16 protein-coding genes and 4 pseudogenes are annotated in these 23,929 nt (G+C 71.1%); 8 read left to right on the top strand and 12 right to left on the bottom strand.

Annotated features, from left to right (window positions below):
* Positions 1-107 precede the first annotated feature (107 nt).
* Complete coding sequence (locus tag ABZ396_RS21925; protein WP_358917962.1) at positions 108-2,360, top strand: carbohydrate-binding protein; 2,253 nt, start codon at positions 108-110, stop codon at positions 2,358-2,360.
* Positions 2,361-2,450: 90 nt separating this feature from the next.
* Here ABZ396_RS21925 and ABZ396_RS21930 read toward each other — a convergent pair.
* Positions 2,451-2,747 (bottom strand): annotated as a pseudogene (locus ABZ396_RS21930) (cytochrome P450); the annotation flags it as partial.
* 768 nt (positions 2,748-3,515) lie between these two features.
* On the opposite strand from ABZ396_RS21930, the gene ABZ396_RS21935 reads away from it, so the two are divergent.
* Positions 3,516-4,667, top strand: coding sequence for a glutathione-independent formaldehyde dehydrogenase (locus tag ABZ396_RS21935; protein ID WP_358917964.1), 1,152 nt, complete (start codon positions 3,516-3,518; stop codon positions 4,665-4,667).
* 59 nt (positions 4,668-4,726) lie between these two features.
* On the opposite strand, the gene ABZ396_RS21940 is transcribed toward ABZ396_RS21935, so the two are convergent.
* The gene (locus tag ABZ396_RS21940; RefSeq protein ID WP_358917966.1) at positions 4,727-4,849 is read right to left on the bottom strand and encodes a hypothetical protein; all 123 of its coding nucleotides are present in this window, start codon (positions 4,847-4,849) and stop codon (positions 4,727-4,729) included.
* A 356-nt stretch (positions 4,850-5,205) separates the two neighbouring features.
* Between ABZ396_RS21940 and ABZ396_RS21945 the strand changes: the two are divergent.
* Positions 5,206-5,988, top strand: a pseudogene (locus tag ABZ396_RS21945) (fumarylacetoacetate hydrolase family protein); the annotation flags it as partial.
* Positions 5,989-6,027: 39 nt separating this feature from the next.
* Here the strand turns inward: ABZ396_RS21945 and ABZ396_RS21950 are convergent.
* From ABZ396_RS21950 to ABZ396_RS21965, 4 genes are all read right to left on the bottom strand, one after another.
* Positions 6,028-6,411: an ANTAR domain-containing protein gene (locus ABZ396_RS21950; protein ID WP_358917967.1), complete on the bottom strand. Its 384-nt coding sequence runs from the start codon at positions 6,409-6,411 to the stop codon at positions 6,028-6,030.
* 153 nt (positions 6,412-6,564) lie between these two features.
* The gene (locus ABZ396_RS21955; RefSeq protein WP_358917969.1) at positions 6,565-8,721 is read right to left on the bottom strand and encodes an MMPL family transporter; all 2,157 of its coding nucleotides are present in this window, start codon (positions 8,719-8,721) and stop codon (positions 6,565-6,567) included.
* Positions 8,722-9,036: 315 nt separating this feature from the next.
* Positions 9,037-10,923, bottom strand: coding sequence for a protein kinase (locus tag ABZ396_RS21960; protein WP_358917971.1), 1,887 nt, complete (start codon positions 10,921-10,923; stop codon positions 9,037-9,039).
* 120 nt (positions 10,924-11,043) lie between these two features.
* The gene (locus ABZ396_RS21965; protein ID WP_358917973.1) at positions 11,044-12,228 is read right to left on the bottom strand and encodes a PP2C family protein-serine/threonine phosphatase; all 1,185 of its coding nucleotides are present in this window, start codon (positions 12,226-12,228) and stop codon (positions 11,044-11,046) included.
* A 122-nt stretch (positions 12,229-12,350) separates the two neighbouring features.
* On the opposite strand from ABZ396_RS21965, the pseudogene ABZ396_RS21970 reads away from it, so the two are divergent.
* Positions 12,351-12,577 (top strand): annotated as a pseudogene (locus ABZ396_RS21970) (polysaccharide deacetylase); the annotation flags it as partial.
* A 342-nt stretch (positions 12,578-12,919) separates the two neighbouring features.
* On the top strand, positions 12,920-14,581 hold the full coding sequence (locus ABZ396_RS21975; protein ID WP_358917975.1) for a hypothetical protein: 1,662 nt from the start codon (positions 12,920-12,922) through the stop codon (positions 14,579-14,581).
* On the opposite strand, the gene ABZ396_RS21980 is transcribed toward ABZ396_RS21975, so the two are convergent.
* Positions 14,578-16,662 carry a SpoIIE family protein phosphatase gene (locus ABZ396_RS21980; RefSeq protein ID WP_358917977.1) on the bottom strand — a complete coding sequence of 695 codons (2,085 nt, stop codon included), beginning with the start codon at positions 16,660-16,662 and terminating at the stop codon, positions 14,578-14,580. The two genes, ABZ396_RS21975 and ABZ396_RS21980, sit on opposite strands and share 4 nt — an antisense overlap.
* A 217-nt stretch (positions 16,663-16,879) precedes the next feature.
* Between ABZ396_RS21980 and ABZ396_RS21985 the strand changes: the two genes are divergently transcribed.
* On the top strand, positions 16,880-19,375 hold the full coding sequence (locus ABZ396_RS21985) for a SpoIIE family protein phosphatase (protein WP_358917979.1): 2,496 nt from the start codon (positions 16,880-16,882) through the stop codon (positions 19,373-19,375).
* An 82-nt stretch (positions 19,376-19,457) separates the two neighbouring features.
* On the top strand, positions 19,458-19,970 hold the full coding sequence (locus ABZ396_RS21990) for a transporter (RefSeq protein WP_359185516.1): 513 nt from the start codon (positions 19,458-19,460) through the stop codon (positions 19,968-19,970).
* A 56-nt stretch (positions 19,971-20,026) separates the two neighbouring features.
* Here ABZ396_RS21990 and gap read toward each other — a convergent pair whose 3' ends face one another.
* The 3 genes from gap to ABZ396_RS22005 all read right to left on the bottom strand — a co-directional run bounded on the left by gap (position 20,027) and on the right by ABZ396_RS22005 (position 22,543).
* Positions 20,027-21,022: a type I glyceraldehyde-3-phosphate dehydrogenase gene (gap, locus tag ABZ396_RS21995; protein WP_358917983.1), complete on the bottom strand. Its 996-nt coding sequence runs from the start codon at positions 21,020-21,022 to the stop codon at positions 20,027-20,029.
* Positions 21,023-21,139: 117 nt separating this feature from the next.
* The gene (locus tag ABZ396_RS22000; protein ID WP_358917985.1) at positions 21,140-22,096 is read right to left on the bottom strand and encodes a helix-turn-helix domain-containing protein; all 957 of its coding nucleotides are present in this window, start codon (positions 22,094-22,096) and stop codon (positions 21,140-21,142) included.
* A 75-nt stretch (positions 22,097-22,171) separates the two neighbouring features.
* Positions 22,172-22,543, bottom strand: a complete 372-nt coding sequence (locus ABZ396_RS22005) for a low affinity iron permease family protein (RefSeq protein WP_358917987.1) — start codon at positions 22,541-22,543, stop codon at positions 22,172-22,174.
* A 235-nt stretch (positions 22,544-22,778) separates the two neighbouring features.
* On the opposite strand from ABZ396_RS22005, the pseudogene ABZ396_RS22010 reads away from it, so the two are divergent.
* A pseudogene (locus tag ABZ396_RS22010) lies at positions 22,779-22,928 on the top strand (FAD-dependent monooxygenase); the annotation flags it as partial.
* A 29-nt stretch (positions 22,929-22,957) separates the two neighbouring features.
* Here the strand turns inward: ABZ396_RS22010 and ABZ396_RS22015 are convergent.
* Together ABZ396_RS22015 and ABZ396_RS22020 are read right to left on the bottom strand one after the other, a co-directional pair.
* Positions 22,958-23,320, bottom strand: coding sequence for a hypothetical protein (locus tag ABZ396_RS22015; protein ID WP_358918082.1), 363 nt, complete (start codon positions 23,318-23,320; stop codon positions 22,958-22,960).
* Between the two features lie 50 nt (positions 23,321-23,370).
* A complete protein-coding gene (locus ABZ396_RS22020) occupies positions 23,371-23,874 on the bottom strand; it encodes a GNAT family N-acetyltransferase (RefSeq protein ID WP_358917989.1) in 504 nt (167 codons plus the stop codon).
* Between the last annotated feature and the right edge of the window lie 55 nt (positions 23,875-23,929).

Genomic DNA, 23,929 nt, shown 5'->3' on the forward strand with positions numbered 1-23,929 from the left:
GCTTGGATCTGAAGTCGGCGTTCCCTGTGAGCCGTTGGCGACGCAGCGGTCACGCGCCTGGTTCGGCACGGCAACAACTCCCGATCCACCAGAGCCCAGGAGCAGCTGTGAGACGTACGCTCACCACGATCTCGGCCGTAGCTGTCATGACACTGCCACTCATCGGAGCGGTCCCGACCGCGCGGGCCGACCGAGCCGCGGACGGGCACACCGGGCACGGCCAGGTCGTGACCGGCACCTACTCCACCGCCGGCGTGCAGGCATGGCGGCCCCTGCCGATCGTCAGGACGGGCACGGACACCGGCGGACCCGTCGACGCCACCGTGGTCGCCGACCCCAGCGCCCTCCGGCAGCAGTACACGGGCATCGGCTTCTCCCTGGACGAGACCAGCGTGTCCAACCTGTGGAAGCTCACCCCCGCCGAGCGAACGAAGGCCATCCGGCTGCTGGTCGACCCCGAGCACGGCGCGGGACTCGACCGGTTCCGGCTGACGATCGGCAGCCCCGACCTCATCGAGCACCTCCCGTTCTGGTCGGAGGACGACCTGCCCGCCGGAGTCACCGAGGACTTGGGCCTGAAGCACTTCTCCATCCAGCGGGACCTCGACCTGCACATCATCGACACGATCAAACTGATCCGGCGCTACAACCCCCACGCCACGTTCTTCGCGTCGGCGTGGAGCGCGCCGGCCTGGATGAAGACGAACAACCGGTTCCTCGGCGAGGTCGCCCTCAAACCCGGGAGCGGCACGGACTACTACCAGGTCGGCAAGTTGCGGGACGACTGCATCGGCGTGTTCGCCCGGTACTACGTCAAGTTCGTGCAGGCGTACGCCCGGCAGGGCATCCGCGTCGACGCGCTGACCCTGCTGAACGAGCCGGGCATGGACGTCGTCTACCCGGCCATGGACATCAGCGTCGCACAGCAGCAGAAGCTGGCCCTGGCCATCAAGCGTGAACTCCGTACCGCCCACCTGGGCACCCAGCTCTATGTGCATGACTTCAACTTCTGGGACTGGCACGACCCCAACAGCACCGCGACGAAGAACTACTACCGCATCCTCGAGGACGCCCCGGACGGCTCGGTGACCGGCGCTCAGGTGCGCAAGGCGGCGGACGCCATCGCCTTCCACCCCTACTGGGGCGACCCACGCGTCATGCGCGACGCCTACGAGGAGACCGGAAAGCCGGTCCAGCTCACGGAGACGAGCGACCTGTCGCCCACGACCGTCCTCGACGACTTCCGACTCGACGCCGGTTCCTACATCCTGTGGGCCCAGACCACGGACCAGGACGGCGGCACCCTGCACTGGACGCCGTCGAGGGACAACAACATCGACTGGGACCAGGTCGCGGCCACCACCAAGTGGCCCGACCGGCTGGTCACGGTGAACACCGGCACGCGGGACTTCACGGTCCGCGACGAGCTGTATCAGCTCGGGCAGTTCGCGAAGTACCTCTCACCCGGTGATGTGCGCCTGGAGTCCAGCGCCGCGGAAGACGGTGTCAGCAATGTGGTCTACCGGACCCGCGACGGCGGTTACGTGGCCGTCCTCGGCAACGGCGCAGCCACCGACCGCACGGTCCGGATGGCCGTCGGCGGCCAGACGTTCGTCGTGACCGTACCGGCGGGCTCCTTCGCCACCTACCGGTGGCAGGGCAAGGCCCCCACGGGCTTCCGCAACCACGCCCCGGTCCTCGCACCGGCCGCCGACGTCGTCGCCGACCAGTACGGCACCACACAGACGCAGTTGAAGGCCACCGACCCGGACGGCGACCGGCTCTCCTACTACGCCACCGAGCTGCCCGACGGTGTCACCCTCGACCCGGCGACCGGCCTGGTCACGATCCGCCCGACGGCCACCGGTGAGCATGACCTGACCTTCTACGCCACCGACGGCAGGGCGCACGACAGGGTGACCCTGCACCTGACCGTCCGCCCGCACGCGACACCCGTGGGCGAGAAGATCGAGGCCGAGTCCTACACGGACCAGCACGGCTGGCCGGCCGACGGCAGCAACTTCATCGAGAGCAACCCGGCCGCCAGCGGCGGCAGGAACGTGGGCTGGACCGCCGCCGGCCACTGGCTGACGTACCGCGTCGAGGCGCCGCAGACCGGCTCGTACGATCTCGAACTGCGCGTCGCCAACGGCACGGGCGCCACCGCGGCGAACGCCGTGTCCCTCCGCGAGGACAGCGGCACGACCCTGGCGACGGCGTCCGTGCCGTCCACGGGCGGCTGGGGAAGCTACCAGTCGGTGCACGTTCCCGTCGCTCTCCGGGCCGGAGAACAGACGATCACCGTCTACTGCGAGACCGGCGGCGTCAACCTCGACTACCTGCGCCTCACCGCTTCCTGACAGCCTCGCCGCGTTCTTCGAGCGCTGACTGCGCGGCCGTACCGGCGAGCAGGAAGAGCGTGGCGCTGAGTTCGGTGGCGGCGGCCCCGATCAGTACCGCATGGGCAGGCCGAGCAGTCCGCGGGTGCGCATCGAAGGGCGCCGGCGCAGTTCGTCTGCAGGGACGTCGAGCTCGAGACCGGGGAGGAGTTCCAGCAGCGCGGCGAGGGCGATCTCGGTCTCCAGACGGGCGAGTGGTGCGCCTAGGCAGTAGTGGATGCCGTGGCCGAGGGCCAGGTGACCGGAGGCATCACGGCCGATGTCGAGCCGGTCGGGCTCGGGGAAGCGGCGCGGGTCGCGGTGGGCCGCAGCCAGGGACAGCAGCACTGTCTCGCCCGCCGGGACGGTGACCAGCTCCGCGGGGTCAACGGCGGCCGGGGCAGGGGGTGTTGTACGGGCGTCCATGGCCGCACCCTAGACAGCGGACCGGGGCACCGGGGCCTGGCGGGGCCTCGGTTGCTTCATGCGGGGAGCCAGGACAGGCCGTGGGCGGACGGGGGGCCGGGGCGTCCAGTGGAGCCCCGCATGGTGGTCGCCGGGGACGTCCACGCCGTCGTGCGGCCGCGGCTGGTGCGGCCGCCAGTCTCCGTCGGGTGCGATGCGCAGCGTCTCGGCGGTGGACCGCCCGCGCGTCAACAGGGCCGGGACCGAGGACGGCCGGGGCAGCCAGCCCTCCGTCACCCGCGCATATCCGCCCCGACGAGCAGCAGGCGGCGTTCCAGGGAGGCCGAGCACCACCTGCACCGTCCTGCCGTCGGCGGACCGGCCCGGTGGCGCACCGCGCCGCTCCCGGCCCCGGGCGGCGCGAGGCAGGCGCATGGTGCGGTGCTGGACCCGCCCGAGGGGCCACGGCGCGGTCCGGGCCATCGAGACGCTGGAACCGTGGTGGCTGCCCGCTTTGCGGGTCGGTCTCCGACGGTTCGGGCTGAAGATCCGCCCCAGGAAGTTGCAGTGGCTGCCAGAGCGGCGTTTTCTGGAAGTATCCGAAGGTGAAACATGAGCGCCTAGGGTTGCGGCATGAACCGGGGGCTCTGTCTCGGTGTGTTTCTCCTGGCCAGAGCCTCGGTCTGTGAGGTCCGTCGTCGTCACCCGGCGTTCGACGCGGAGGTGAACCAGGTGAAAGCCGTTGTCTACGAGAAGCCCTTCAGCGTTGCTGTCAGGGAAGTCGAAGATCCGCAGATCCAGCACCCGAACGACGTGCTGGTACGGGTCACATCGACCGCCATATGCGGATCCGACCTGCACATGTACGAGGGCCGTACCGCAGCCGAGCCGGGCATCGTCTTCGGGCACGAGAACCTCGGCATAGTCGAAGAGGTCGGCTCCGGCGTGGTCTCGCTGTCCAAGGGCGACCGCGTGGTCATGCCCTTCAACGTCGCCTGCGGATTCTGCAAGAACTGTCTGGCCGGCAAGACCGGCTTCTGCCTCACGGTCAATCCGGGCTTCGCCGGCGGAGCCTACGGCTATGTGGCCATGGGCCCGTACACGGGCGGCCAGGCAGAGCTGCTGCGGGTGCCGTTCGCCGACTTCAACTGTCTGAAGCTGCCGCCGGGCGACGAATTCGAGACCGACTTCGTCCTGCTCGCCGACATCTTCCCGACCGGCTACCACGGCTGCGAACTCGCCAAGGTGAGTCCTGGCGAGAGCGTCGCCGTCTTCGGAGCCGGCCCGGTCGGGCTGATGGCCGCGTACTCCGCGCTGCTGCGCGGTGCGGCCAAGGTGTTCTCGGTCGACCGCGTGCCCGAGAGGCTCGCCAAGGCCGAGGAGATCGGTGCGATACCGATCGACTTCACCAAGGGCGACCCGGCCGAGCAGATCAAGGAACAGACCGGAGGCGAGGGCACCGACAAGGGCGTCGACGCCGTCGGTTACCAGGCCCAGTCGCACGACGCCAGCCACGAGGAACCCGCCGTCGTCCTCAACAGCCTCGTCGAGACGGTACGGGCAACCGGCATGCTCGGCGTACCGGGCCTGTACGTCCCGTCCGACCCGGGCGCACCCGACGAGCACGCCAAGCGCGGCCAGCTACTGGTCTCCATCGGCAGGATGTTCGAAAAGGGCCAGCAGATGGGCACCGGTCAGTGCAACGTGAAGCTGTACAACCGCCAGCTGCGCGACATGATCATCGCGGGGCGGGCCAAGCCCAGCTTCGTGGTCTCCCACGAACTGCCCCTGGAGGAGGCGCCCGTCGCGTACGAGAAGTTCGACAAGCGGATCGAGGGCTACACCAAGGTCGTCCTGCATCCCGGCCACGCCCTCGCGGCGTAGGACCGTCAACACGGCGCGGCGGGTCGGCTCCCGTGGCCGGCCCGCCGCGAGCCGCGTCCTCAGCGCTCGGCGGCACGGCCCGGAGGCGGCTCCGGCTGCCGGGACCCGTTCCCGCCGGTTCCCGCGTCCGCAGGAGCCGCGGCGAGGGCGGTGATCCACTCCCCGGGCGAGGGCTCGCTCACCCGTTCCTCTCCCTGCGGCACGTGTACGACCGTGTATCGACCGGACGCCGCGAGCCGGCGCGGGCGGCTGTCGGTCTCCTCACCCGCGCGTGGGTGCGGCACCGAAGTAGCCGACGACACCCCGCCCGCGTACCAACGCCGCCTCGGCCGCCTCCACGAACCGCACCCCCGCCGCATTGTGATAGTGCCAGGAAGGTGTGTCTCGTACTTTTCACGGCCGTCATGCAGTCAATACGCGCCCTGTCGTCAGCGGGCCCGGACCCCGACAGAGCGAAAGGGGCGACGTGAAACTCGCGTCCCTGGCCGTCGACGGCGCCCGGCGCTCCGGCGTCGTGAACGGATCCGAGCAGACGGTCATGGTGCTGCCGACGGAGACCGGCACCGCCGACGACATCGTCCGCGGCGGCCAGGAAGCCCTCGAAGCGGCCCGTACGGCGGCACCCGGCGGGACCGTGCCGTCGCCCCAGGTCCGCCTGGAATCCCCGCTGCACCGCTTCAACCGCGACATCCTGTGCACCGGCTGGAACTACTGGGACCACTTCGAGGAGTCGAAGGGCAGGCGCGAGGGACAGCTCCCGGACGGGCGGCCCGAGCATCCCACCTTCTTCACCAAGGGCCCCGACACGGTCATCGGCCCGGCCGACGACATCGCCTACGACCCCGACCTCTTCGCCCAATGGGACTACGAGGCCGAGATCGCGCTGGTCATCGGCCGCGACGGACGCTCGATCCCCGAAGCGAAGGCCGTGGACCACGTCTTCGGCCTTCTCGTCGCCAACGACGTCTCCCAGCGCGATCTCCAGCGGGCGCACGGCGGCCAGTGGCTCAAGGGCAAGAGCATCGACGCGACCATGCCGCTCGGGCCCTGGCTGACGACGGCCGACGAGATCGACGACCTCGTCGGCCTGCGGGTGCGGTGCGAGGCCAACGGCCGGCTGCTGCAGAACGCGACCAGCGGCCAGATGGCCTTCTCCTTCCCCTGGATCATCGCCGAACTCAGCCACCGTATGACCCTGGGCGCCGGGGACGCGGTCCTCACCGGCACACCGAGCGGCATCGGCAGCGCCCGCGAGCCGCACCTCTTCCTCGCCGACGGCGATGTGGTCGCGACCCGGGTCAGCCGGCTCGGCGAACTGCGCAACACCGTGCGCCTGACCCGAGCCCGGAGTCCGGGACGCCTACCTCGACGAGGGGTCCGGACCGGTCGAGTTCGCGCGGACGGTGTCCGCGCACGCCCGGTACCGGTTGATCGCCCGCTGCAGCTCCGCCCCTTCCAAATCCGGTACGGAAGCGCCCTGTGCGTACTTCAGGACGTGCTCGGCGACGGTGCGGAGCTTGGTGTTGGTGCGCTGGGACACATCACGCAGCACCCGCCAGGCTTCCTCCGGGGGGATCCGCCCGTAGGCGACGACAGCGCCGATGGCCTGGTCGATGACGGCATGCGAGGTGACGGCCTGCCGCAACTGGGCGTTCTCGGTCAGGAGCTGCTCGTGTTCCGCAGCGAGAGCGGTCGCCGACAGGAGCCGCAACGGCTGCGTGCGGGAGATCGCGAAGAAGGCCATGAGCCGCCTCTACGAGGGATGGGCACCGGGGTCGGTTCTACGACTGCCCCCGGAGAAGTCCCGTACGCGAACCGAATCCGGCCTGGTGGAGCGGGCAGGCGTCTGCCGGACCACAAGGCCCGGCAGACGCCCGCCCGTCCGGTCCCGTCGCCGCTAGCCGTGACGCCCCGCGGCCTGGTACTCGTCCGTGGCGGGAGAGGAGCCGGCGTCGGCCCCCGGCTCCGCCCGGTCCGCGTGGCCCGGCCACCAGGCCGCGTGACCGATGAGCGCGGTGAGGCTCGGGGTGAAGAACATCGCCATGACGAAGGCGGCGACCGCGATGCCGAAGGAGACTGCGAAACCCATCTCCGTGAGCAGCGCGTTGCCCGCCAGCATCATCGTGGCGAAGGTCGCCGCAAGGATGAAGCCGGCCGCGGCCACCGTCGGCCCGGCGTGCCGCAGCGCCATCCCGGCCGCCTCTCGCGGGTCACGGCCCTCGCGGGCCTCCTCACGAAGCCGGGCGATCATGAGAATGTTGTAGTCCGTGCCGATGGCGACCACGAAGAGATACATGATCACCGGAAGCATGAACATCAGCCCGGGTTTGTTCTGCGCCTCCTGGAAGATCCAGACCGTCGCACCGAGCGTGGCACCGAAGCCCAGTCCCACCGAGGCGATCAGGTACCAGGGAGCGACCACGCTGCGCAGCAGCAGCCCCAGGATCACCATGATGAGCAGGGCGGCGACGGGGAACACCGTCCGGTAGTCGTGGTTGACCGCGGAGTCGATGTCCTTGTAGATCGAGGACATGCCGCCGACGAGCGCCTCGGCGCCCTCCGGAGCGCCGGCGTGAGCGACATCCCGCACCCGGCCCACGGCGTCGATCGCCTTGCCCGTGGACGCCTCGTACTTGAGCGTGACGGTGAAGTCCGCCGTGGTGCCGGCCTTGTTCACCTGGGTCATCCGGGCGCTCGCGACACCGTCCACGGCCCCCAGCTTCGACGCGTAAGCGCCGAACGCGGACGTGTCCAGCGGCCTGCCGTCGGTGCTGGACAGATAGACGTCGGTGGGTGCGGCGGCACCCGCCGAGTACGCCGTCTGCATCTCGTCCTGGACGACCATGGACTCCTTGGTCTTGGGCATCGAGCCCGACGCCAGGTCGAACGTGGCCTTGTAACCGAGCGTGCCGAGCGACAGCGCGACCAGGACGAGACCGGAGACCACGGCGGTCAGCGCCGGGCGGCGCTGCACACCACGGCCCAGGGCCGCGAAACGCGCGTTGGCCGGCTCCTGCTGCCAGGACTTGGAGGGCCAGAACACCTTCGGGCCGATGAGCGAGACGACGGCCGGGATCAGGGTCAGACCCGCGATCAGGGTGACCGAGACCGCGATGGCCAGCGCCGGGCCCATCTGCTTCAGGAAGCCCAGCGTGGACAGCACCAGCGCGAGGAAGGCGATGATGACCGCGCCGGCCGCCGAGGCGATGGCCTCACCGACCCGGCCGACCGCGTTGACCATGGCCTGCTTGGGTTCGTCACCCGCGCGCAGGCGTTCGCGGTAACGGAACATCAGGAACAGGAAGTAGTCCGTGCCCACGCCGAAGAGCACGACGATAAGGATCGACGAGACGGAACTGTTGGCCTGAAGGTGGAACAGCTTGGTGGCGTACGCGATCAGCCCGTTGGCGATCGCGGACACCACGCCGATCACCACGAGGGGCAGGAAGGCCAGGATCGGCGCCCGGAAGATGATCAGCAGGGTCACCAGGATGATCACGAAGGTGCCGATGCCGATCAGCGCCGCACCCCGCTTGGACGAGTCCTGCTGGTCCAGGGCCTGCGCGGCCGAGCCGCCGAGCTTCACCTCCAGGTCGGTGCCCTTGGCCAGTTGTTTGACGTCGTCGCGCAACGCCTTGGCCGCGTCCGCCTGTACGGGCTGGCCCGCCTTCTTGCTGTCCATCTGCACCAGGGTCAGGGTGTACCTGCCGTCCTTGGACGGCGGGCCGGGGACGACCTTCTGTACCTGATCGATGTGCTTGCCGCCCAGTTCGGTGGTGATCCGGGCGACGTCCTTCAGATCGGCGGCGCTGAGCTTGCCGCCGTCGGTGCGCTGGTACAGCGCGATCGCGGACGGCGTGAAGGCGCTGGGGAACGCCTTCTGCTGGAGACTCGCCGCTTTGATGGACTCGTAACTCTTGGGCAGGAAACTGCTCTCGTCGCTGTTCGAGGGCAGGCTCGGGGCGGTGGCCACGATCGCCACCGCCGCGATCAGCCACGCCACGATCGTCCAGACAGGATGCCGGACGACGGCAGTGCCAATACGTCGGAACATGCGGAAGGTCCTCCTGGGTAGGAAGATCACCGCAGCCCGGGGAGCGGACCCTGGCATCGGCGACCCCGACCGGCCCGCATCCTACGGGCCGGTCGCATGGTTGTCTTGCCGTCATATGGTAGGGATCACCTATGAAGATCGGTCCAGTGAGTTTTCGGCAGACCGACGACGCGCTCGCGCGCGGCCCTGTCATCTGTACGGCAGCGGCCCGGTCGGCGACCATCGGAGACGTGATCGCCGTACCGTAGTCCGGGCCTCGCTCCCGCGTCCGGCGCCGGCCCGTTCCGCCCCGCGGCCCACGTCGTGTGCGTCCCCTCACGTCGCCGGGAGCCGCTTCGCGATGTTCCCCACGACGACCGCCGCGAGGTCCTCGGCGTCCTCGCACAGCTTCTTCTCCGGCAGCGGTGCGTACACGGTCAGCTGGAACAGCTCCACGGTGTGGTCTCCGGCGGAGTTCGTGTACGTGCGGTGGGGGGTCCGTACGGTGCAGCTGTCGTCCTCGGCCTCGTCCGCGACGAAGTAGCCGCGCGCTCCGGCGACTTCCACCGGATGCCCGTCGTCGGAGTCGAGCGAGTTGTCGCGACTGAACTGGATCTCCACCTCACGGTTGCCGTCGTCGCTGGACCAGTCGCAGTCCCACCCGCCGAAGCCACGGTCCCGGTTGCCCACGTCGACGCCGGGCACGCGTGTGAGGCCGTCCGCGCCGAGCAGGGTGCAGGCGTCGACGCGGGCCAGGGAGTCGGCGGCCGGCTGGGCGGTGCGGCGGGGCACCGGGCCGTCGTCCAGAACGCCGACGACGTGGTCGGTGGCGGCATCGGCCAGGTCACAGGGATGGGGCGCGATCTTGCCGAGCTTCTTCCCGACGATCCGGATCTGCTGGTGGTCGGCGGTCAGAACGGCCCGCTCGCAGGAATCCTGGTCCGGCTTGAGGTCGACGACCGTGACGTGCCCGACGACCCGGGTGGTGAGATCGCCCTCGTAGTTGTCCTGGTGCGCGTCGAGATTGACCTGGACGTCGGCGTTGTCGTCGCCGTCGTTGTTCTTCATGAGGACGTCGCAGCGGTCGATCTCCCCGTAGTCCGGGTCCAGTTCGGTACCCCCGAACCGGCTGAGGGAGGCCGCGTCGAGCAGTGTGCAGGGGTCGGCCGTGCGGGCCTCGCCCATCGTGCCGGCGGCCCGCACTCCGGCCTGGGCCTTCGCGTCGGTGGCGGTGCTTCTGTCGCCCTCGTCCTTGGTGTCCCACGGGGCGAGCAGGATCAGCCCGGCCGTGACCGCGGCCACCGTGGCCACGGCCGCGACGAGCAGCGGGCGGCGGCGACGGCGTACCGGGCGGGGCAGCCGCAGCGTGAGCGGAGTGAGGTCGATGGTGCGCCGGTCGTGCGGGTGCCCGGGAGGGGCGGCCGCCTTCAGCAGGAGCTTGCGCGCCCGTGCGGCGTCCGGGCGGTGCCGGGGCTCCAACTCCAGCAGGGCGGCGAGCGGTTGGGCCAGCGGACCCGCCCGGCGCGCGGTCTCGATACGGCCCTCGATCGCCCGGGCGACATACGCCATGGGGTGCTCGGCCTCCCCGTACGGCGACCGGCCCTCGACCGCCGCGAACAGCGCGGCACCCAGCGAGAACACGTCGGCCTTCTCACCGGGTTGCCGCCCCCTGGCCACCTCGGGCGCCAGATAGCGGGGTTTGCCGCGCACCCCGCCCGTCAGGCTCTGTGTGGCTTCGCTCCACAGGGCCCGGGAGATCCCGAAGTCGGTGAGGCGCGCGACCCCTTCGGCGGTGACCAGGATGTTCTCCGGTGTCACATCGCCGTGCACCACACCCTCGGCATGCGACTTCGCCAGCGCGTCCGCCATCTGGCACCCGATGGAGCCGACGTCCTCCGGGGAGAGGGGACCTTTCTCGGCCATGAGCTGGGCGAGGCTGCGCGAGGGCACGTACTCCATGACGATCCAGCAGGTGGCGCCCTCGTCGACGAAGTCGAAGACGCCCACGATGTTCGGATGGTGCAGCCGCCCCGCGTTGCGGGCCTCGCCCATCAGCCGCTGCGCGGCCCTGGGGTCGTCCAGGCGCGCGCACTTGACCGCGACCAGCCGCCGCAACCGCTCGTCCCAGGCCCGCCAGACGACGCCCATGCCGCCCCGGCCGATGGCCTCCCGCAGAACATACCGGCCGGAGATCCTGTCTCCGGCCCCGGGTTCTCCCAGCACCGCCCCGCCCTTCGCCGCACGTCACACGCGTGGTGGTAACTCACGGTGGCGGAGTGTAGTCACCCGTGAGATGGCCCACAGTGCCTCGTGGAGACCGGCCCAGAACCCTCACACCACGCGTCACGGCAGCGGGTCGCCGAACGCCCCGGCGCCCGCATCGTCGTGGCCGCCGCCCGGCGTATCGGCCGCTCCCTCGGGCAGCAGGAAGGCGGTGAGCGCGGCCGTGTCGTCCCGCAACCGGTCGTGGCTGTAGGCCAGCAGATCCTCATGGAGCCGTTCCAGCAGCTCCTGGGGCGGCATCGGCCCCCACGAGCGCAGCCGCTGAAGCAGGGGATAGAAGGAACCGCCCGGGTCGCGGGTCTCGGTGACACCGTCCGTGTAGAGCAGCAGCTGGTCGCCGGGGCCGAAGGGGTAGGCGTCGACGCGGTAGGGGTCGCCTACCAGCATGCCGAGGTTCAGCGGCGGCCCCGGCCGCCCCCGGTCCAGCTCGCGGACCTCGCCGGGGCGGATGAGCAGCGGCGGCGGATGGCCGCAGTTGAGGACACGGACGACCCTTTCGCCCTCGGGGATCTCGGCGAAGACTGCCGTGACGAACCGCTCGCCCGTCTCGCTGCCGCCCAGCTGGTCGGCTCGGCGCGTCATGCTGACATCCAGCCGCTCCACCAGGGCGTGCAGGTCGGGTTCGTCGTGCGCGGCCTCACGGAACGCGCCTAGCAGAGTGGCCGCGGTCTCCACCGCCAGCAGCCCCTTGCCGCGCACGTCACCGATGAGCAGCCGTACCCCGTACGCGGTCGGCACGGCCTCGAAGAGGTCGCCGCCGATCCGTGCCTCGGCGGCGGCGGACAGGTAGAAGCTCTCCAGCACCAGGTTCCCGATCCGGTGCGGGAGCGGTCTGAGCAGGACGCGCTGCGCGATCTCGGCCACGAACCTGACGTCGGCCAGGGTGCGTTCCCGGCGGATCCGGTGCGCTGCCAGGATCGTGCCCAGTGCGCCCACCAGGGCCGTACACGCGTACGCGGCCACGTAGTGCCGTTCCCAGATGAGGCCGACGGACCGTCCTGCACAGCACGGGGTTCCGGCCAGTAAAAGTTCGAAGCCGATGGCGAAGGCGGTCGCGCCGGCGACGACGACGGGCGGGTGCGCGAAGGCGGTCACCAGGGGCAGGGCGATCAGCGCGAAGCTGACCGGCCAGTCCACGGGGGTGACCGGTTCGACCAGCAGTACACCCACGACGTACAGGACCGGAAGCCAGCGCATCCACGCGGGGGGCGCGGGCAGTGCTGGGTTGCGACCGTCGTGCCTCACCCGGGACTCCTGGCATACGAATCTCGACAAGACGCCCAGCCTGCCGGGCTGCCGCCCGACGCACCGGTGATTGCTCCACTCAGCGGCATGTTCCGGCCCTCGGGGCGGCGTTCGCATTCTGCTTCGGGCTGACCGAGATTGTCTGGGACGTCGACTCGCAGGACTGGAACGACGCGAGCACCGACGCGATCGTGCAGGCCGTCTCCCGGCTCACCAGCGGCCGGATCATCCTCATGCACGAGTGGCCGGCCAACACGCTCGCCGCGATCCACGCATCCCGCAGACCCTTGCGGCCACGGGACTGTGCTCCGGGCGGATCTCCACGCAGACCGGCCGCGCGGTCGCTCCCTGAGAACAGTGGCGCGGCCGTCTGTCAACCGCCGCGCCACCCTCATTGGTTCGGATGAACGGGAATCGTTCGCACACCGTCCGCCACTAGGGCCTGTCGTTTGGATCAGGCCGCAGGTCAGTGGCGGTGCGGTTCGATGCCGGGGAGCGGGGGCTGGTGCGTGTGGCTGCAAGGCGGAGGAGGCGTGGCCAATCAGCCGCTGCCGCGGCGGGCGACGCGGTGGCGGCACCCCCCCCGGCCGAAGGCTGGGGGACGTCGGCGACCGACGACAACGCGGCAGATGCGCGCACCAGCCCCCGCGTCTGCGGACTGATCCGAACGACAGGCCCTAGGTTCGTCGCCGTGGACTACTACGACCTGGGCAGTCACAGCCGGCGCGTGACGACGTCGTCCCCCGAGGCGCAGACGTGGTTCGACCGGGGGCTGATCTGGACCTACGCCTTCAACCACGAGGAGGCCGTCCGCTGTTTCGAGGCGGCCGGCGCGGCGGACCCGGACTGCGCCATGGCCGACTGGGGCGTGGCCTACGCCCTCGGCCCCAACTACAACAAGCCCTGGGACTTCTTCGACCGGGAGGATCTGGCGCGCACGGTGGAGCGTACGCACGCCGCCGTGGAACGCGCCCACGCCAAGGCCGCCCACGCGACTCCCGTCGAGCGAGCCCTCGTCGAGGCGCTGCGCGCCCGCTACCCGCAGGCCACGGCCCCGGACGCGGAGGCCTGCTCGGTGTGGAACACGGCCTACGCCGACCGCATGCGCGGTGTGTACGAACTGGCGCCCGACGACCTCGATGTCGCCACCCTCTACGCCGACGCCCTGATGAACCTCACCCCCTGGCAGCTCTGGGACATCCGCAGCGGCCGACCCGCCGAAGGCGCCCGCACGACGGAGGCCAAGGCCGTACTCGAGCGGGCTCTGGCGACCGAGTCGGGCACCCGGCACCCCGGCCTGTCGCACCTCTATATCCACCTGATGGAGATGTCACCCACCCCCGAGGCCGCCCTGCCCGTCGCCGACCTGCTGCGCGACCTGGTCCCGGACGCCGGGCACCTCCAGCACATGCCCTCGCACCTGGAGGTCCTCTGCGGCGACTACCGGCGCGTGGTCGCCGACAACACCGCGGCCATCGCCGTCGACGAGAAGTACCACGCCCGGGCCGGCGCGATGAACTTCTACACCCTCTACCGCTGCCACAACCTCCACTTCCGGATCTACGGCGCGATGTTCCTGGGCCGCCTCCAGGACGCCCTCGCCACGGCCGAACGGCTCGAAGCCGCCGTACCTGAAGAGCTGCTGCGTGTGGACAGCCCGCCGATGGCCGACTGGCTGGAGGGCTTCCTGGCGATGCGGGTGCACGTCCTGATCCGCTTCGGCCGCTGGGACGACATCCTGAGCCTGCCGCTGCCGACGGACCCCCGGCTGTACTGCGTGTCCACCGCGATGCTGCACTACGCGCGGGGCGTCGCCCACTCCGCCACCGGCCGGATCGCCGAGGCCGAGCAGGAACGCGCCCGCTTCCGGGATGCGGCCGCCGCCGTACCCGGGACCCGCATGCTGTTCAACAACACCTGCGCCGACATCCTGGCGGTCGCCTCCGCGCTGCTGGACGGCGAACTTGCCTACCGCAACGGGGACTTCGACACCGCCTTCGCCGAACTGCGCCGCTCCGTCGACCTGGACGACAACCTCCCCTACGACGAACCCTGGGGGTGGATGCAGCCCACTCGGCACGCCTACGGTGCCCTGCTCCTGGAGCGCGGCAGGGTCGAAGAGGCCGAGGCGGTCTACCGGGCCGACCTCGGCCTGGACGACACCCTGCCCCGGCCGTTGCAGCACCCGGGCAACGTCTGGTCCCTGCACGGCTTCCACGAGTGTCTGCGGCGGCTCGGCAAGGAGGGCGAGGCGCGGATCGTGGCCCAGCAGCTGAAGCTCGCGGCGGCGACGGCGGACGTGCCGATCAGGGCGTCCTGCTTCTGCCGTACGGACTGTTGCCGTACGCGTTAGAGCGTCCGCGCGACCAGCAGCGCCACGTCGTCGTGGTCGTCCGGGTGACGCAGTCCGTGCAGCAGCAGGTCACAGGTCTCCTCCAGCGGCCGGTGGGGCTCGTCCAGGAAGCTGAGCAGAACACCGAGACGGTCTTCGATGGGGTGACGGCGGGTCTCGACGAGGCCGTCGGTGTACAGGACCAGGAGGTCACCCGCGGCGAGGTCGACGGTGGTGGTCTCGAAAGGGATCCCGCCGACCCCGAGCGGGGCGGCCGGCGGCAGCTCCAGCAGGGCCGGTGCCTTCCCGGAGTGCACCAGCGCCGGCGGCATATGGCCCGCGTTGGCGATGTCGCAGCGCCGGGCACGCGGGTCGTACACCGCGTAGAGACAGGTGACGATGTAGTGCTCCAGATCGCAGGTGATCCGGTCCAGGTGCTGCAGCACCGCGGCCGGGGGCAGCTCCAGGTCCGCGTAGGCGCACGTTGCGGTGCGCAGGCGGCCCATGGTGGCGGCCGCGTCGATGCCGTTGCCCATCACGTCGCCGACGACCAGCGCGGTCCGGTCGTCCGACAGCGGGATCACGTCGTACCAGTCGCCGCCGACCTCACTGGTCGCCTGGGCGGGCTGGTAGCGGGAGGCCACTTCGAGACCCGTGTGGTGCGGAGGATGGTCGGGGAGCAGGCTGCGCTGGAGGGTGAGAGCGGTGTTGCGGACGCTCTGGAACCAGCGGGCGTTGTCGATGGCCACGGCGGCCCGCCCGGCCAGCTCGGTGGCGAGGACCACGTCGTCCTCGTCGAAGGGCAGCGGATTGCGGGTGCGCTTGAGGTCGAGGGCGCCGAGCACCTCCCCATGGGCGATCAGCGGCACCGCCAGATACGAGTGCACACCGGCTTGTGCCAGCAGCTCGCCCGCCTCGGCGTCACGGGCGATGCGCGGCAGATCCTGTGCGCCGACATGCTGGACCAGGACCGGCCGCGCGGTGTGCACACACAGCGTGACCAGCCGGTCGCCGTCGTAGGCCGCCAGGTCACCGGGCGGGTCGGCGGCCCGCAGCGCGACCGTGGGATGGGCCGCCTTGAGGGCCAGCGCGCGGAACAGCTCCGGGCCGTTCTCCGGTCTGCGGGAGCGACGCAGGGCCAGCGCCGCGTCCAGCACGTCCACGGCGACCACGTCCGCGAGGACCGGGGTGGCGATCTCGGCAAGCTCGTCCGCCGTGCGCTCCACCTCCAGCGAGGTGCCCACCCGGGCCGAGGCGTCGGCGATGAGGGCGAGACGGCGCCGCGCCCGGTCGGCCTCCGCGGCCGCACGGTGCCGCTCGGTGACGTCGACGACCGAGGTCGCCGCCCCCAGGACGCGGCCGCCGGGATCCTCCAGCCGGTAGAACGACAGCGACCAGGCGTGCTCGTGCTCGGGATCGGCCGGCGTACGGCCCACGTGGTACTGGTCGAGCAGCGGAGTGCCGGTGGTGAGCACCTGGCGCAGCGCAGATTCGATGGTGTCGATGTCGGGCAGCGGCATGGTCTCCCGCAGATGGCGGCCGATGTGCTCCTCGGCGGGGACACCGTCGATCCGCTCCAGTGCCGGGTTCACCAGGAGGTAGCGCAGATCCGGGTCGAGGAGGGCCAGGCCGATCGGGGACTGGTTGATCAGCCGCTCGCACAGCGCCAGGTCGGTCTCCACCCGCTGGAGCATGGAGTGGTCGGCCACGATCCCCAGCGCGTACACGTCGCCGACATCGTCCAGCAGCCGCATGGTGCGGAACTCCATCAGCCGGCTGCCGCCGTCCTTGCGCCGCACCGGGAAGGCACCGGCCCAGCTGCGGCCGGTCTCCAGCACCTCCACGAACAGTTTCACCGCCGCCTTCAGATGCTCCGGCTGAACGAGCAGTCGCGCCGCGTTCTTGCCCAGGGCGTCCTCGGCCGTGTAGCCGAAGAGTTCCTCGGCCTGCGGGGTCCAGAACACGATCCGGCCCTGCGAGTCCAGCGCCATCGCGGCCACGCTCAGCACGTCCAGCAGACCCGTCGGACGCACTCCGCCGGGGCCGTACCCCCCACCGTCGGCGCCGTCGGAGCCACCGGACCGCAGGAAACCCACAGCCATGCCTCAACCACCTCCACCGGCCGGGCAGATACCGCTGCCAGGGCGCTTCCATGCGGCCCCCGGCCGCCCGCCCGCGCCGACCCGGACCGAGTACCCCGCTCCGCACGGGCCTCCCGCCCCGCCCCCGCGCGACCTCGAAGCCCATCCCCCTTCCCCTCAGGGCCGTGCGCATCGCGTGGGCAAGCAGGAACATTGGGGTACGTAGAGGATGTAGCCAATGGATTTTCCGCGAGAAGATTTCGACGTGCCGCCATCCGTGGGCCCGCGCGACCTCCTCGACGCCTCCAGCGACGCGGCGGCGGTGCTGTCGGCCGAGGGCGTCGTGATCGCCTGGACCCGTGGCGCCGAGGCCCTGCTCGGCCGTCCGGCCGCCGAGGTGGTCGGCGGTCCCGCGGTACGGCTGCTCGCCATGCGCGCCGACCCGGCCCGCGCCGCCGGCGTCGCCGAGCGCTGCCGCTCCGGCATGGGATGGAGCGGGCTCATCCCGGTACGGCACCGCGACGGCCACACCCTCGACGTGGACCTGCGGGTCTCCGCGTCCTTCCGCATGGGCGGCGAGGAGTGCTTCCTCCTCTCCGCCCGTGAACGGCGGCCGCAGTGGACGATGGGCCAGTCCGTCCTCGACGGATTCCTGACCCGCTCGCCGATCGGCATGGCCGTGATGGATCCGGAGCTGCGCCACGTGTGGCTGAACGACACCCTGGAACGCTTCGGCGGAGTGCCCCGGGAACAGCGCCTGGGCCGCCGGCTGAGCGAGGTGCTGCCCGGGCTGCAGGGGACCGCCGTCGAAGGCCTGATGCGCAAGGTGCTGACCACCCGGGAGCCGATCACCGAGTACGAGTACCTCGGCTGGAGCTGGGCCGATCCGCACCGCCAACGTGCCTACTCCACCTCGTTCTTCCCGCTCGTCGACGCCGACGACTCCGTGACCGGCGTGTGCTACACGGTCTCCGACGTCACCGAGCGGTGGAATGCCCGCCAGCGGCTGTCGATGGTCAACGAGGCCGGCCCCAGGATCGGCACCACCCTCGACGTGCTGCGCACCGCCCAGGAACTCGCCGACTTCGCCGTCCCCCGCTTCGCCGACTTCGTCGTCGTCGACCTCCTGGAGCCCGTCCTCAGCACCGAGGGCCACGGCACCTGGCTGACCGACGCGGGCCCGGCGGCCGTCGGGCCGGTGATGCGGCGCGCCGCACTGCAGACGGTCCGCGAGGGCAGCCCCGAGGTCGTGGCGTACATCGGCGACCCGGTGAACTTCCTGCCCCCGGCGCACGGCATCGACCTGCTTGTCAACGGCGAGCCCGTCCTCATCCCCGAGCTCGACCCGGAGGACCCGCTGTGGCTCACGGAGCAGCCGGAGCGGACCGCGCGCATGAGGGAGTTCGGACTGCACTCCCTCATCTCGGTCCCGATGCGGGCACGCAACACCGCCCTGGGCCTCACCACGTTCGCCCGCTCGCTCAACCCGGTCCCCTTCCAGCCCGACGACGTCCTGCTCGCCGAGGAACTGGTCGCGCGCGCCGCCGTCTGCGTCGACAACGCCCGCCGCTACACGAGGGAGCACACGGCGGCGGTCACCCTGCAGCGCAGTCTGCTGCCCCAGGCCCTGACGGGCGGTGCGGCCCTGGATGTGGCCTCCTTCTATCTGCCGGCGGACGCGACGGACGGCGTCGGCGGTGACTGGTTCGACGTGATTCCGCTGTCCGGCGCCCGCGTCGGCCTGGTCGTCGGCGACGTGGTCGGCCACGGTCTCTCCGCGGCGGCGAGCATGGGCCGGCTGCGCACCGCCGTCCAGACCCTCGCCGACTTGGAGATGCCGCCCGACGAACTCCTCGCCCACCTCGACGACCTGGTGCTGCGGCTGGGGGAGGAGGAGAGCGGGAGCGTGGTCTCCCAGGGCAGCACGGCCACGTTCGTCGGAGCGACCTGTCTGTACGCGGTCTACGATCCGGTGACCCGGCGCTGCTGCATGGCCCGGGCCGGACATCCGCCGCCGGTCGTCGTGGCACCCGACGGGCGGGTCTGGTTCGCCGAGATGCCCGCCGGTCCGCCGCTCGGGCTCGGCGGCATGGCCTTCGAGGCCACCGAGATCGAACTCGCCGAGAACAGCCTGTTCGGCCTCTACACCGACGGCCTCATCGAAGGCGCCGACCAGGACATCGAACGGGGCATGGCCCGCCTCCGCGCCGCACTGGCCCACCCCGACGCCGACCTCGCCACGTTGTGCACGGCCACCGTGCAGCAACTGGTCCCCGCGCCCCAGCCCGACGACATCGCCCTGCTCCTGACCCGCACCCACGCGCTGGGAGCCGACCACGTCGTCTCCTGGGACGTGCCCGTGGACCCGGCCGCCGTCGCCGACGTCCGGGCCCGGGCGGTACACCAGGTGGTGGCGTGGGGCTACGACGAGCTGGCGATGACCACCGAACTGGTCGTCAGCGAACTCGTCACCAACGCCATCCGCTACGCCGAACCACCCATCCGGCTACGGCTGTTGCGCGACTCCCGGCTGACCTGCGAGGTCGCCGACGCCAGCAGCACCGCACCCCGGCTGCGGCACGCCCGCAGCACGGACGAGGGCGGCCGCGGCCTCTTCCTGGTGGCCCAGCTCGCCCACCGCTGGGGTGCCCGTTACACCGGCGAGGGCAAGATCATCTGGGCCGAGCTGGAGGTCGCGGACACCGCTTCGAATGCGCCCTCGACAGACAAGTGACCGCGTTGCGGGCGGAGCTGGCCGGAAGCGCGTAAGGGCGCTGCCCGACGCGAGTCCTCACCTGCCGCACGTTTGCCAGGCGTTGACGAGGCAGGCGTCAGCGGCGTTCACCTTAGGTTGCATCGGTATCGCGCTCGCCGTGGCGCCGATCACCACCATCGCCATGGACTCCCTGCCGCACCGGCTCGGGGGTACCGCCGACGCGGCCAACAGCGCGCTCCGCCAGATCGGCAGCGCGCTAGGACCCGCCGTCTTCGGTGTCATCCTCACCCACCGCACCCTGGCCACCCTGCCCGGACGCCTCGCCTCGTCCGGGCTGAGCCCCGCCGACCAGGGGCAGGTCGGCGGACTGGTGTCCAACGTCGGCATCCAGGCCGGGGCGTTCCTGCACCTGAACACCCCCGAGAGCACCGGACAGGCCCATGCCGCCTATGGCGCCGGCTTCACCGACGCCCTGCACACATGCGCACTCGTCGGCGGGATTTGGATGCTGGTGGCCGCGGTGATCGCCGTATCCCTGATCGGGATCCGCCCGGCACGGGCCCCGCCGGCGGCGCCGGAAGCGGCGACGCACCCCGCCGGCGCCGCGAGCTGAGGCCCAGCGGAGAGCGGCCGGCCATCCAACGGTGGCCGGCGGCTCCGCACCACCCGCTACCGGGCGAGCAGTTCCAGGGTGTCGATCACCCGGTTCGAGAAGCCCCACTCGTTGTCGTACCAGGCGACCACCTTGACGTGGCGGCCGTCGACGCGGGTGAGGGCCGAGTCGAAGATCGACGAGGCCGGGTTGCCCGTGATGTCCGAGGAGACCAGCGGGTCGTCCGAGTATTCGAGGATGCCGGCGAGCGGCCCCTCCGCGGCGGCGCGGTACGCCGCCAGCACCTCGTCGCGCGTCACCTCACGGGAGACCGTCGTGTTGAGTTCGACGATCGAGCCCACCGGAACCGGCACCCGGATCGAGTCGCCGGACAGCCTGCCGTCGAGGTTCGGCAGCACCAGGCCGATCGCCTTGGCGGCGCCGGTCGTGGTCGGCACGATGTTGACACCGGCGGCACGGGCGCGACGGGCGTCGCGGTGCGGGCCGTCCTGCAGGTTCTGCTCCTGCGTGTAGGCGTGCACCGTCGTCATGAACCCGTGCTCGATACCGGCGAGTTCGTCGACTACGGCGGCCAGCGGCGCGAGCGCGTTGGTCGTGCACGAGGCGTTGGAGACGACCGTGTGCCCGTCCGGGTCGTAGGCGTCGGTGTTCACGCCGTACGCGAGCGTGACGTCGGCACCGTCCGACGGTGCGCTGACCAGGACCTTCCTCGCGCCCGCGTCGAGGTGGGCGCGGGCCGCCTTCGCGGAGGTGAAGCGGCCGGTCGACTCCAGCACGATGTCCACACCGAGAGCGGCCCACGGCAGCTGCGCCGGCTCCCGCTCGGCGAGCACCTTGATACGACGGCCGTCGACGACGAGGACGTCCCCGTCCACCGTCACCGGGCGCCCGAGGCGCCCTGCCGTCGAGTCGAAGGCGAGCAGCCGCGCGAGAGCCGCGGGCTCGGTGAGGTCGTTGACGGCGACGATCTCCAGGCCGCTGTCCCGCTCCAGCAGGGCGCGCAGCACATTGCGTCCGATGCGGCCGAATCCGTTGATGGCGATACGAGTCATAGGTGGCGTCCCTTCGCTATGCCACCAGGTTCGCTGGCCGTACTCACCCACAACAGCGGCGAGACCGCCACGGTTCGAAAGGATCCCGCCACGGCCCGCCGCGCCGTCGGCCGACCGCTACTCACCCTTGGTGAAGGTGCGCCGGTAGTCGCTCGGCGTCGTACCGAGAATGCGCTGGAAGTGCAGGCGCAGATTCGTGCCGGTGCCGAGACCGACGTCGTCGGCGATCTGCTCGACGCTGCGCTCCGAACGCTCCAGCAGCGCCCGGGCCAGGTCGATCCGGGCGCGCATCACCCACTGCATCGGGGTGTAGCCGGTGTCCTCCGCGAAGCGCCGCGAGAATGTACGCGCCGACACCCCCGCGTGCCGGGCGAGCGCGTCGAGGGTGAGGGGCTCGCCGAGCCGGTGCAGCGCCCACTCGCGGGTCGCCGCGAACCGCTCACCGAGCGGCTCGGGAACACTGCGCGGCACGTACTGCGCCTGGCCGCCGCTGCGGTAGGGGGCCGCGACCAGCCGCCGGGCCGCGTGGTTGGACGCGGCCACGCCCAGGTCGCCGCGCAGGATGTGCAGGCACAGGTCGATGCCCGAGGCGGCACCGGCCGACGTCAGCACGCTGCCCTCGTCGACGAACAACACGTTCTCGTCGACTTTCACGAGCGGATGCCTCTCCGCGAGCGACCGCGTGTAGTGCCAGTGGGTCGTGGCACGCCGGCCGTCGAGCAGCCCGGTCGCGGCGAGCGCGAAGGCCCCGGTCGAGATGGCGGCCAGCCGCGCGCCCCGCTCGTGCGCCGCGAGCAGCGCGTCGACGACCGCCCGCGGCGGGTCCTCCCGGTCCGGGAACCGGTAGCCGGGCACGAACACGATCTCCGCCCACTCCAGCGCGTCCAGGCCATGCGCGACGTGGTACGACAACCCGTCGCCGCCGGTGACCAGACCTGGCGCCGCCCCGCACACCCGCACCTCGTACGGCATGCTCGCCCGGGTCGTGAACACCTGCGCCGGGATGCCGACATCGAGGGGCTTCGCCCCTTCCAGCACAAGGACGGCGACACGATGCAGTCGGGTGGGAGGCACGTCAGACAGGGTACGAGGAGACGCCCGGCGCCCAGCGCGGCCCGTCCACCCCGGTCGACGGGGTCAGAGACAGGGTCAGAGCTCGTCTTCCATCCCGATCACCTTGCGCAGCTCCTCGGCCGCTTCCTCCGGGCGGTCGCCCGCACGCTGCTCGAGCAGCGCGGCGGCGATGCTGTCGAGCTTGCGCTGGATGGCGTGCTCCGCGCGACGCTCGGAGTTCTTCAGCAGGGCGAGCAGCAGCAGGTTCACGGACGTCATGACATCGCCGACGAGGAGCTGCCAGGTCAGGTCGAGGCCCGCGGCATGGACGGCGACGAAGGCCGCGACCAGGGCCACGCAGAAGCACATGAAGGGCACGGAACTGGTGAGGTTCGAGGCCGCCTCGGCCAGCCGTTCGAACCAGCCCCGGCCGTTGCGGGAACGCTCGGCGGGATGCGTCGTGGACATGGGAGCTTCGCCGCCTTGCCTTCCACACCCGTGCGGTGCCGTTCACCGCGATGGGCGACCGAGTACCCCACGCTACGTCCCGCATCCGCCCTCCGGCGCCGCGCCACAACCACGAACGCGGATCGCGTATGCGGCCACCTGGGGTCATCGCACCTCCGCCCCACCAAGTGACTCGTTCGGGTGCAGGCGCATCGGCGGTGGTTGCGACCGGCCGCCGGGGCTGGATGATCGACCCATGCCTGAAGCGGACGTCGAGGTGCCGGTACTGATCGTCGGCGGTGGACCGGTCGGCCTCACCGCCCGTGCGCTGCTGGACCGCTGGGGCGTGCCGACCCTGCTCGTCGAGAAACACCGGGAGCTGTCCCCCTTTCCGCGGTTCCGCCTGGTCAACGTCCGCTCCATGGAGATCTTCCGTCAACTCGGGATCGCCAGCAGGATCACCGCCGGCGTGTTCGCACCCGAGTACGGCCGCGTCCGCTTCCGTGACACCCTGTACGACGCCGACTTCGCCACCGCCGCGATGGTCGGGGTCCAGGCGCCGACGAACCCCGGCCTGCCGTCGTGCCGCAGCAGCGGCGCGAGCGCGGAGGCGGGGGCGTGCTCCGGGTGTACGGCGAGCAGGGCAGCGTCTTCGGCAGGGGCCGCCGCGGCGGCGGACATCGACTGCGGACAGCTCGGCGATCTCATGCACCCCGACTCGATGAGCCGCTCGGCCTGCGTGCCGAGGGACGGGAACGCGGGGAGGACGGTGGGCGTGGCGGACGCGCATTCGGGCACGACGCTCCCAGGTGTCGGGGACAAGGTGAGCCCCGGGGCAACGAGGCGGCTCACCGGAAGGTTCCCGCGAATCCCTGGAGATGGCGCACATACGTCAGACCCGGGCGGCCGGAGAGCCGTGTCTCGCCGGTGACGGCGAAGCCGGCATGGGACAGGACGGCTCGGGACGCCGTGTTGTCGAGGGTGGCGGCGGCGCGCAGGACGGTCAGCCCGTACCTGTCGACGGCGAGCCCGCAGATGTCCCGCACGGCCGAGGTGGCCAGTCCCCGCCCCGCGGCCCGTTCCGCCACCCGGTAGCCGAGGTCGGCGCCCCCGTCCGCCACGTCCACCAGATTGAACCGCCCCAGCACCCCGCCGGCATCGCCGACCAGCACATGGAAGTAGCAGGTCCCGGCCTCCTGTTCGGCCAGCAGCGCGCGGTGCCGTTCGTCGAACCGGGCGAAGTAGTCGTCTCCGCGGTCGGGGACGGACGCCGCGAAGTAGGCGCGGTTCTCCTGCTCGAAGGCGAGGAGCGCCGGGGCATGGTCCGGACGGAGCAGATGCAGTTCGGGCATGGGGAGGACAGTAGGCACCCCGGCCGTGCGCCCGCCAGCGCATTGGACGTCGTCT

It is taken from the genome of Streptomyces sp. NPDC005866 (assembly GCF_040629895.1).
Classification (GTDB): domain Bacteria; phylum Actinomycetota; class Actinomycetes; order Streptomycetales; family Streptomycetaceae; genus Streptomyces.